Consider the following 11,012-nt stretch of genomic DNA (forward strand, 5'->3'; position numbering starts at 1 on the left):
GTTTATCACTTGTCCAAGAAGCGACTTTATTAATATATCATATTTCACACTCTCGCGTCAACAACTTTTTTCATTTGTTTTTCGTAAATGTTGTTTGCTGTATCAGCGACGTTTATTAATATAACACGCAGTTAATGCTATTGCAATATATTTTTAAGGAAAACTTAAAAATATATTTAATCCCTGCAAGTTCTGATAAACGTATATTCCCCATATACATGAGTACTACGCATTCTGAAAGGGGATTTCACTGACATGCTTACAACCGTTGCACTATATCTATCTTTCATTATGGCCGTGTATTTATATGCGTATTCTTATGTACAGGCCCTTAAGATATGTGAGAGTACTGTTCCTGTAAGGGGACTGACCTTTATTTTTTCCGTGGTCATGGCATTTATATTTTCCGGGTTTACATACGTTTTTTCTTAAGTCCGACGTATCCAAAAAGACTAAGGGGCCTTCGCTCCTTAGTCTTTTTGATTGAGGTCCAACAGTAGCCCCTCTTCCTGGTGCCGTTCATTTCCTATTGTCAGTGTTTCTTCCTTTATCAGTGCAGGACTATATTTATGGTAAAAGTATTTAGACGGGTTCTCTTTCAACACCCAAATCCACATCGAGTTGAAACCCATGTTCCGGAGCTCTCCCCTGGCGATCTCAAATAATGTCTTTCCAATGCCCTTCCCTTGATGATCTTTCAAGAGATAGATGGCGTATAATTCTCCCTCATATTCACCAGTACGCTCTTTTCCGAATGAAACAAAGCCGAGGATTTCCCCTTTTTCCGATTCGCATACATACGTATGGTGAGAGTCAGATAGAATCCTGATCCACTTTTCTTCTTTTTCCACTATGGATAAAGACTCCAGGTAATCTTCTGAGACAATTCCCCGGTAGGTGGTCCTCCAGCTATGCACATGGACGTAAGCGAGGCCCCCAGCGTCTTGTAACTCTGCCTTTCTATAGTGCATCCGTCTTCACCTCACTGGCTTGGGTAAGCTTTTTCAGTTTTCTTTCTTCTATTAAGAAAAGGGTCACACCGGTCATAATGACCATGCCGCCCAGCACCTGAGTCATCAGTACTTTTTCCCCTAACAGCCAATAGGCCAGCAGAGATGCACCGATTGGTTCAAAGAGGATGGCCATAGAGATCGTCGAGGTACTTAACCACTTTAGGGACCAATTAAACAATGTATGGCCGAGTAGAGTCGGGATGATGGCAAGAAGAATGAAATAAATCCAATCTTCCTTCGGGTAAGGTCCCAGACTTTCCGATTGAATAAAGACATAGAGCAATAAGACGATAGAGCTTATGACATAAACGAGGTACGTATAGGTCATTAGAGACAGCCGCTTTCTGATTGTCTGCCCGAATAAGAGGTATCCAGTGATAAGGGCGCATGCAATCAAAGCCAAAATATCTCCCCAAAGAGCGCTTCCGCTTATCCGGAAGTCCCCCCAGCTGATGATGAAGCTCCCGGCAACGGCTAAGACAGCGGATAGTAAAGCCTTTGCCGTTAACTTCTCCTGAAAGAACAGGTACGCACCGATAAAAGCGAATAACGGTTGCAGTGTGACAAGCACCGTGGAACTCGCGACCGAGGTGTAATGCAGGGATTCAAACCAAAGGATGAAGTGAAACGCCAGGAAAACCCCGGCTAAAATCGAAAACACCCAATCTCTCAGAGTAATAAGTTTCAATTCCTTCACATACTTTAAGAAAAATACCGGGGACATTAGAAGAACGGTGAAAAACAACCGGTAAAATGCCAAAATGCCTGACGGCGCACTCGATACCTTCACTAAGATGGCGGAGGTAGAAACGGAGATGACTCCGATAGCAAGGATAAGGTATGGATTTACTTTCGCATCCGACATGACAGACCTCCTGATATATGTTGTTCATTGCTCTATTTTATAATCAGACGAATCGAATTACTACATGAATTTTTTTGCAGTCTGGAAGGATTGGAGGGGGATGGATGGAGCTACTAGATACGACATTCTTGATAAAACTCGGTGTTTCAGCCGTATTGGGATTGATCATAGGTCTCGAGAGGGAATTAAAGAGAAAGCCTGTTGGACTGAAGACGTCCCTTGTCATTTGCATTGTGAGCTGTTTATTGACGATTGTGTCCATGGAATCCGCCTATCTTTCTGAGGGATCGAACAAAGTGAATATCACCATGGACCCGCTTCGTTTAGCTGCTCAGATTGTTTCGGGTATCGGCTTCCTCGGAGCAGGTGTCATCCTTCGCAAAGGGAACGATAGTATTTCAGGTTTGACCACTGCCGCGATGATTTGGGGTGCAGCAGGAATAGGGATAGCCGTCGGTGCAGGCTTTTATTTCGAAGCAACTGCAGGGGTCATCCTTTTAATCGTATCCGTAGAAGTGGTCCCGGTCATCATTACTTACTTAGGCCCAAAACGTCTGAGGGAAAAAGAATTGTCCCTTCGCGCTACGATAGCCGAGAAGAAGGAGATCAAGTCGATCATTGAGAAAATCAAAGCCGAAGAAATCACCATTGAAAATATCCGGATCAAAGACTTAAAGAATCAGCACCATCTATTAGAATTAAAGATCATTGTCGATTTCAGGAAAAAGACGGTAGACATTTACTACACCATTTCAGAGATAGAAGGAATTAAGGATGTAGAGATTGAGAGCTTATAGACGCAAGAAAGAACGAGGGAAAATCCCCTCGTTCTTTTATTTGTCCTTCTCTATTTTACAGGTTTCTTCAAGAAGCCTACCATCAGCGCTGTGATGACGGACCCGATCAGAACCGCCAGTAGATATAAGAACGGATTTCCTTCCACTACAGGGAAGACGAACAATCCTCCATGAGGTGCTGGTAAACCGATCCCGAAGAACATGGTCAGCGCCCCTGCGATCGCAGATCCCGTCACAATCGAAGGAATGACACGGAAGGGATCCGCTGCTGCAAATGGAATCGCTCCTTCTGTGATAAAGGAAGCGCCCATAAAGTAAGCTGCAATACCCGCTTTGCGCTCATTATCATTGAACTTCTTCTTAAATAATGTTGTAGCCAAGGCAAGTCCTAATGGAGGAACCATCCCTCCTGCCATAATGGCCGCATGTGGAGCCAGGTTACCGCCTTCTATCATGGCGATACCGAATGTAAAGGCCGCTTTATTGATGGGCCCCCCCATGTCGACAGCCATCATTCCACCCAGGATCAACCCAAGCAATATCAAGTTCCCTGTTCCCAGGCCGTCAAGCCAGTTCTGTATACCTGTATTGACTGCACTAAGGGGTTCAACCAGGAATTGAAGCATGATCACACCTGTAATGAAAATACCAAGTAACGGATAAATGAGTACCGGCTTGATTCCTTCCAGTGCGGAAGGGAAATTCTTCGTTAAACGTTTGATTCCAAGTACGACATAACCGGCTAAGAAACCGGCAATGATTCCACCTAAGAATCCACTTTGACCCGTTGCCGCAATTAATCCGCCCACCATACCAGGGGCAAATCCCGGTCTGTCGGCAATACTCATGGCAATGAATCCTGCAAGGACTGGAACCATCAGGTAAAAGGCATTGCCTCCACCGATCGTATTCAAGATCGCTGCAAACTCATTGTACTCGGGAGAATCAGGGTTCGCTGACTGGATGCCGAATAAGAATGAGATGGCAATCAGGATCCCTCCCCCTACCACGAATGGAAGCATGTTGGATACACCATTCATGAGATGCTTATAGAACCCTGATTTTTGCTTTTTCTCAGAGCCCTTGTCGGAATCTTTCTCCTGCTCTCCCCCTTTATATATTGGGGCATCCTGTGTCATGGCTTGATTCAATAGTTCTTCAGGACGCCTGATCGCCTCGGCCACCGGGACTTCGATGACGTGTTTTCCTTGGAACCGGTTCATTTCCACTTTTGTGTCAGCTGCGACAATGATGGCTACGGCACTTTCAATGTCCTCTTGTGTCAGGACGTTCTTCGCCCCTCCTGAACCATTCGTCTCTACCTTCAGGTTCACATCCATCGTTTTCGCCTTAGCCTTTAAAGCGTCGGCTGCCATATACGTATGAGCGATCCCTGTCGGACATGCGGTTACAGCAAGGATTTTCCCACCCGGAGAAGACGTTTCAACCGTTGTCTCTTCTTCTTCCTCACCATCATGGGCATTAATGATTTCCAAAACTTCTTCTTCCGTACCTGCGTTCAACAGTGCTTTCCGGACGTCCATATCCATCAGCATGGACGACAGGCGACTGAGTGCTTCTAAATGGGTTTGATTCGCTCCTTCAGTCGCGGCAATCATGAAGAACAAATGAGCTGGTTCGCCATCAAGAGATTCATAATCAATACCCGCTTCTGATTTTCCAAACGCAATCGCAGGTGCTTTCACAGCGGATGTTTTCGCATGGGGAATCGCAATCCCTTCCCCGATCCCCGTTGTACTCTGTGCTTCCCGATTAAGGATTGCTTTCTTGAATTCATCACGGTCCTGCAATTTACCGCTTTGATCCAAAACGGATACCAACTCGTCTATGACTTCGTTTTTCGAATGAGAAGACACATGGAGCTGAATCGTGTCTTTTGTCAGTAATTCCGTTATTCTCATTTTGAATTCCCCCTCTATATGTTTGTAATCTGAATGTCTTCGAATAATCTTTCCACGTGTTCAGAAGAACAGAGGCCAATGGAATAGGCTGTTGCCGATCCGGCTGAGGTACCCAAGCGGAACGAATCCTTCACGCTCCATCCCCTTGACAGGCCGGCAAGGAACCCTGCGACCGTTGAATCCCCTGCTCCGACCGAGCTTTTTAACTCCCCCTTAGGTACAGAAGAATAAAAGACTTCATCTTCAGTCAGGAGAAGTGCACCTTTTTCAGCCATGGACACCATGACGTTTTCAACACCAGTATCCTTGAGTTTCTTTCCGTAATGTACTGCCTTTTCGATAGAGTCGATCTCTACATCAAACATTTCCCCGAGCTCATGATGATTCGGCTTAATGAGGAAAGGCTTTAAGGGCAGGACCGGTTCGATCAATTTTTTCTCAGCATCAATGATCACTTTCGTCCCTTGTTTTTGACATTGGGCGGCAATCTCCTGATAAAATGTTTTCGGAACCGAACCAGGTATGCTTCCTGCAAGCACAACCATGTCATCTGCCGTCAAGGAAGATATTTGATCGAGCAGCTCCCGGGTATGCTCTTCACTGATGGAAGGACCGCTCCCGTTAATTTCGGTCTCATCATCCGCCTTCACCTTGACGTTTATGCGAGAGGCTTCCTCTACCCCAACAAACTCTGTCCTGATATCCTCTTGATTCAAAAATTGTTTAATGTACTCTCCCGTATATCCTCCTGCAAAACCAAGAGCCACACTATCCACGTTCAATAGGTGTAAAACGCGGGAGACATTGATCCCCTTTCCCCCTGGAAAGGCACTTTCTGCACTGCTCCGGTTAAGACCGCCTTTCTGGAATGAGTCCAGTTCCATAATGTAATCCACAGAAGGGTTCAGTGTTAATGTGTAAATCATGATGTCACAACCTTTATCGTAGTTTGATTCTTCATCGCCGTATCATGTTCTTCATCCAAATTGTTCGTAATGATCATCGCCTTGTCGAGATCGACTATTTTACTGAATGCAATCTCTCCAAATTTCGAATCGTCGGCAAGAAACATCGCTTCTCTTGATAACTCGATGGCCATGCGCTTCACCTGGGCCTCTTCGGGATCAGGCGTCGTGAATCCATATTGTGCATGCACGCCGTTTGCCCCCATAAACGCTTTATCAAACCGGTATTGACGAATGGAATCCAGTGCCCCACTGCCGACCATCGCTCTCGTAACAGGCTTTACGTACCCACCAATCATATACGTCTTAATCCCTTTCTGAAGCAGGGCTTCCACATGGGTCAATCCATTTGTGACGACGACAATGTCTTTTTCAGGAAGATGATCAATCAGACTCAAGGTCGTCGTACCGGCATCCAGATAGATGCAATCCCCATCTTCCACCAGAGAAGCTGCGTATTGGCCGATTATTTGTTTTTCATGAAGGCTTTTGGATGATTTTTCAGAAACGCTCAATTCCTTCAATTTCCCTTGCAGCTTCGACGCTCCGCCATGGACACGTTTCAGGAATTTTTCCTGTTCAAGCTGTGTTAAGTCCCTGCGAATCGTTGACTCTGAGGCATTCGTTACATCCACGATATCCTGGATCTTAATCGCATCCTTCTCCTTCAATAAGTCTAAAATGACTCGATGTCGTTCCTCGGTTAACATGGTCTCTCCTACTTTCTCCGATCGTTTGTTACCTTCATTATAATGAGAACGGTTACAAAAATCAATCATTTTTAATCAAAAACAATCACAATCAATCATATTTCATTCATAAATGAGCATGGATTGGCTAGCCGGGGGTGGGTTTGCCTGTTGAATCAGCTTATATTTTCACCTGTTATTATCGGTTATATATTTACCTGTCAAAATCAGTTATATATTTGACAGGCAAAATCATCGTATTTTCTCCTGTTGAAATCCTTCCCCTTTTCAGCAGCTGAACTTACAACCCCTACCCACAACAAAAAAAGCCAGCCCCCCCACCATCATGGTGAAAGGACTGGCTCACTATTCCCGAATTACTCGTGAGACTCTTCCTGAGAAGCTTCAGGATTTTCTGCGCTTTTCGGATTCGGGTTTATATATTGATAATCTGAACGATCGATTTGCTTATAGCCTTCTGGCTTGTAGAAACGAAGTAAGTCTTCATAAACTACTTTATCTGAAAGCTCAAGACGTTTCGTAGCTTCTTTAGAAGCTTCTTCACATGCGTTGCTTCCTTCTTCTACAGGTTGACCCGTTTCGTTATTATAACATACTCCTTTGATATCAGAGTATTCAGGTGTGATGACGTCTCCATTACGGAAAGGTACAATTTGTTTACGATCTTTGGACAGTAAGTCCTGACCGAAACTGATGTAGTCCTTGTTATCCACACCAAGAAGGTTGAATAGTGTTTCACGGACGTCTATTTGACCACCGTATGTGTGGTTGACTTCACCTTTTACTCCTGGAGCAATGATGAATAAAGGAACGCGTTGAAGCTGTGCATTTTTGAAATCTGTGATTTCTTCGCCTGTGACTTGTTCCATGGCTCTATTGTGGTTTTCTGAAATACCATAGTGATCACCGTAAAGGACGATGACGGTATCATCATATAATCCACTTTCTTTCAGATCATTAAAGAATTGTTCCAATGCAGAATCCATATAGTTGGCCGTTTGGAAATAACGGTTCACTACACCATCGCCAAATTGGCCCGGTTCGAAGTCTGTATCATTTTCATGACGATCGAACGGGAAGTGGTTCGATAGTGAAATGAATTTCGTATAGAACGGCTGTGGTAATTCTTTAAGCATCGGCATGGACTCTTTGAAGAACGGCTTATCCTTTAATCCGTAAGGGAGCTGCTCTTCAGGTTTACTCATATCATAATACGTTGCATCGTAGAACTCATCATATCCCATCGTACGATACATTTCAGAACGGTTCCAGAACGTTTTATAGTTTCCGTGGAACGCAGCTGAAGTATATCCTTCACCTTTTAAGATTCCAGGTGCTGATTGTAACGTGTTGTTGGCGTTCGTCATGTAGACGGCACCCTGAGGTAAACCGAATAATCCATTTTCCATGATGAACTCGGCATCGGATGTCTTCCCTTGACCCGTCTGGTGGAAGAAGTTATCGAAATAGATCGCATTTTCTTTTTCCACTAGGGAGTTAAGGAATGGTGTTACCTCTTGACCATCGATTTCTTTCCCGATCACAAAGTTTTGCAGGGATTCCATCGATACATAAATGACGTTTTTCCCTTTTGCTTTACCGAAATATTCAGGGTTCGGATCCACTTTATTTGCTTTTACATAGTTCTCTACTTCTGATACTTCATTGCTGTCTGCCAGGGCACGCTTGGCAGATGTCTTAGAGTTCTGGATGACATCATAAATCGTGAAGTTGTGAGTACCAAGATACTTCACAAGATAGTTACGGTCAAAGCTTCGTGTCAATAGTTCCGGACGGTCGATCTCTGCAAGCCCAAGGTTCAGTAAGAATACAAGGACTGCCGATGTCATGACCGCGAATACTGAACGGAAGCGTAATTTTTCCTGTGGCTTCACTTTCTTCATGATCATCAGTCCGATGATGATGAACAGGTCAGAGAAGTACAGGATATCGATAGGACTCAATAGTTCCAGTGCACTTCCGCCAAGTCCGTTATTCGTTTTCGCCTGAAATAATACCGGGACTGTAATGAAGTCATTAAAGAAACGATAGTACACGACGTTCGCATACAGGACAAAGGACATCAGGAAGTTAATGACGATGAATGCAATATACCGTCCCTTGCCTTTCCAGAATAATGCGAGAGCAAAGAATAGGAGCGCTGAACTTAATGGGTTAAGAAATAAAAGAAAATGCTGAAGCGCATTTTGTATTCCGAGATTAAATTCGGCTAAATATACCGCGTAGGTCTTGATCCAAAATAATACGACGACTGTAAAGAAGAACGATAACTTCCCAGTGCGCATATCTTCAAACTGTCTTTTAAAGAAGTTCATACTTCATCACCTTTTTTTAATGTATTTAATTTGTAGCACTTATGAGCATCATTTGATTAAGGAATTGTTAAGCGAATGTAAATCCAATCGAATCAACAACGAGTATTATAACAAAAATTGATTTCATGTGTATAACAATTTGCGGTAAATGTATCAAAAATATTTCATGGAGATTCGACAAACACTGCTAATTGTAGTGCGGAATCCATATCCGCCAAGGGCTGAGGAATTTTGAACAAGAAGTGAACGAGCCATATATTCCCACTCTGGTGGTTGAATATACTACCATTGTTAAAAATATCCGTGTTTTGTTTGCTCAGTGTAAACTAATTCCCCATAAATCTTTACGTAAAACATAAATATCTAATGAAATTATTCCCAGCAAGTTTGGTGTCTTCTCCTTTATTATGCTCCACCCTTACATATTTACCTTTTGAAAATCGGACTTATCGAGCTCTTTCACTTTGTTTTCCTTCACCTGGCGGTAGGCCGCTTTGAATTTCTTTTTATAGTAGGATTGTCCGCTCGTTGCCTGGACATATCCTTCGATCATGAACGAAACCGATAGCATCGTCGCGGAAAAAAACAGGATCGGCGTCAACGGGATCCACGGTGACCCTTGTAGATAGCGGAAGGAATCGCCTATCAGACCGGACCATTCATACGTAATCGATCTTGGCGGGTCATGTACCATCTGATAGTCCACGTCCGTCCCACCCAGGAATAAGGTGAGAAGCCCAAGATGTATGAAGATGACGAGCGTTTGCATGAATTGCTGCCCCAGTAAAATTATGAGCTTTTCTTTCATGGAAGGTAAGATATGCTTAAAGATGATCCTCCACTTTCCTGCCCCCAGTGTTTTCGCACTCAAAATGAATTCCTGCTTGTACACTAAAGACACTTCATTTCCCAGAAGCGCAGACAAAATCGGTACGATAAGGAATGTTAATATGAGAATTTCGATGACGAACCGCTCCACGATGGAAGTGGAAAATCCTTCGAACGGTTCCCAAAGGACCGGCTCCAGCAAAAAATACGCAAGAATTGTCAAAGGGATGTAGTGGAAGGAATCGATCCAGCCATTGATGTACTTCTTGTACTTCATCAGGAAGGTTCCCAGTATCAAACCGAGTGGAACCGATAAAAATACCCGTAAGAAAGCAATCACAAAGGCCGATAAGATGGTGTATTTTGCCCCGATGATGATTTTACCGAGCATGTCAAGGCCCTGGGCATCGGTCCCGAATGGAAATAACCACTTCGGTGAAATAGGCGAAGATTCCACGACCACTCCTTCTACAGAGATAAAATACAACCTTCTGACTTCGTTCCCCCATATAAACGAATACAAGAAGCTTGAAGCAATCATCACAAAAATAAAGGTGAATCCAATAAGAAAGAACGGATTTTTCCATACGCTTTTTTTCATATTAAAATTCCTCCCCCTTGTTGGCTTTTTTAGAGAGAATCATTTCTCCCACCGTATAAAAGACAAACAGAGGAATGAAAATCGAAAGAATGGCGATTGTAAACATCTTCGGCTGTAACGTCGACTTCAGGAAACGGGTAATCCCGGCGATATTGAACAAAAGCTCCAGGACGAACAAATTGGAAAGCATGAACCACACCATTTTCTTCGATTGAAAAAAAACGGAGATGATGGCATTCCTTAATATATGGAAGGTTAAGATCACCAGTTTCCCCAAACCGATTGATTGAGCAAGGGTCACATAGTCTTTTCCTTCTTCCCTTTCAAATGAAAGGATTGAAATCCGAAACAGCTGGACCGTAGGCAATACCGCCAACACAAGGATGGGAAGAAGATATGCCTTTTCTGTCGCCACGGAAGCAATTTCAAAAAATAAAATGCCAGTCTGCTTATAAAGAAAGAGGACAAGAAGCTGAGAAAGCAAGATGACCAGCACATCCGGTATTGATTCGCATAAATATAGGAAGAATTTGATTCGATTTCGTTTTTTCTGTGAAAACAGCATGGTGAAGATCGTGAGGAGAATGCTTAAGAAACTTGCGAGAAGAAATGCGGAAAATAAAATGATGAGTGAATAGATGATCGGCTCCCATAAATAAGGAAACAGGCTGCGTTCCTGCTCCAATCCGATGACCTTATATGTTAAATCCCCGGCATGAAACAGGGCATATACGATTTCTTTTACCGATTGCCAATACGCCTGCAGTCTCAATTCCCGCTCGCCAATACCCGAAAGCAGTACGGGCAGGCCGCCTATAAAAATGATTCCTATGATCGATAATAGGAATTTCACTACTATACCACCAATAAATTTCAACTCTCTGTCCTCCGTTTACAATGTTACTTTTAATAGTATCATAGATCGGAAGGTTTTATACATTTTTTTCCTTTTATTTTCAAGCAGGCAAAAATAAA

The 11,012-nt window shown here is 43.4% G+C and carries 9 protein-coding genes; 1 reads left to right on the forward strand and 8 read right to left on the reverse strand.

From position 1 onward, the window contains the following. Nucleotides 1-470: 470 nt before the first annotated feature. Nucleotides 471-971, reverse strand: coding sequence for a GNAT family N-acetyltransferase (locus BVI01S_RS21295; protein WP_061811497.1), 501 nt, complete (start codon nucleotides 969-971; stop codon nucleotides 471-473). Beyond that, nucleotides 961-1,878 (reverse strand): DMT family transporter, encoded by a 918-nt coding sequence (locus BVI01S_RS21300; protein ID WP_034763906.1) that lies wholly within the window; start codon nucleotides 1,876-1,878, stop codon nucleotides 961-963. Before BVI01S_RS21300 ends, BVI01S_RS21295 begins: the two co-directional genes overlap by 11 nt. 104 nt (nucleotides 1,879-1,982) lie before the next feature. On the opposite strand from BVI01S_RS21300, the gene BVI01S_RS21305 reads away from it, so the two are divergent. Next, entirely contained in the window at nucleotides 1,983-2,675 is a 693-nt protein-coding gene (locus BVI01S_RS21305) for an MgtC/SapB family protein (RefSeq protein ID WP_034763904.1), read from the forward strand. A 50-nt stretch (nucleotides 2,676-2,725) separates the two neighbouring features. On the opposite strand, the gene BVI01S_RS21310 is transcribed toward BVI01S_RS21305, so the two are convergent. The 6 genes from BVI01S_RS21310 to BVI01S_RS21335 all read right to left on the reverse strand — a co-directional run bounded on the left by BVI01S_RS21310 (nucleotide 2,726) and on the right by BVI01S_RS21335 (nucleotide 10,914). After that, nucleotides 2,726-4,597, reverse strand: coding sequence for a PTS fructose transporter subunit IIABC (locus BVI01S_RS21310; protein ID WP_061811498.1), 1,872 nt, complete (start codon nucleotides 4,595-4,597; stop codon nucleotides 2,726-2,728). A 14-nt stretch (nucleotides 4,598-4,611) separates the two neighbouring features. After that, nucleotides 4,612-5,523: a 1-phosphofructokinase gene (pfkB, locus tag BVI01S_RS21315; RefSeq protein ID WP_034763900.1), complete on the reverse strand. Its 912-nt coding sequence runs from the start codon at nucleotides 5,521-5,523 to the stop codon at nucleotides 4,612-4,614. Further along, a complete protein-coding gene (locus BVI01S_RS21320) occupies nucleotides 5,520-6,341 on the reverse strand; it encodes a DeoR/GlpR family DNA-binding transcription regulator (protein WP_174523048.1) in 822 nt (273 codons plus the stop codon). Before BVI01S_RS21320 ends, pfkB begins: the two co-directional genes overlap by 4 nt. Nucleotides 6,342-6,628: 287 nt before the next feature. Continuing rightward, on the reverse strand, nucleotides 6,629-8,608 hold the full coding sequence (ltaS, locus tag BVI01S_RS21325; protein ID WP_034763895.1) for a lipoteichoic acid synthase: 1,980 nt from the start codon (nucleotides 8,606-8,608) through the stop codon (nucleotides 6,629-6,631). 418 nt (nucleotides 8,609-9,026) lie between these two features. After that, nucleotides 9,027-10,037: an ABC transporter permease gene (locus BVI01S_RS21330; protein WP_061811500.1), complete on the reverse strand. Its 1,011-nt coding sequence runs from the start codon at nucleotides 10,035-10,037 to the stop codon at nucleotides 9,027-9,029. 1 nt (nucleotide 10,038) lies between these two features. Beyond that, nucleotides 10,039-10,914: an ABC transporter permease subunit gene (locus BVI01S_RS21335; RefSeq protein ID WP_061811501.1), complete on the reverse strand. Its 876-nt coding sequence runs from the start codon at nucleotides 10,912-10,914 to the stop codon at nucleotides 10,039-10,041. Nucleotides 10,915-11,012 lie beyond the last annotated feature (98 nt).

Source organism: Rossellomorea vietnamensis NBRC 101237 (genome assembly GCF_001591825.1).
GTDB lineage: Bacteria > Bacillota > Bacilli > Bacillales > Bacillaceae_B > Rossellomorea > Rossellomorea vietnamensis.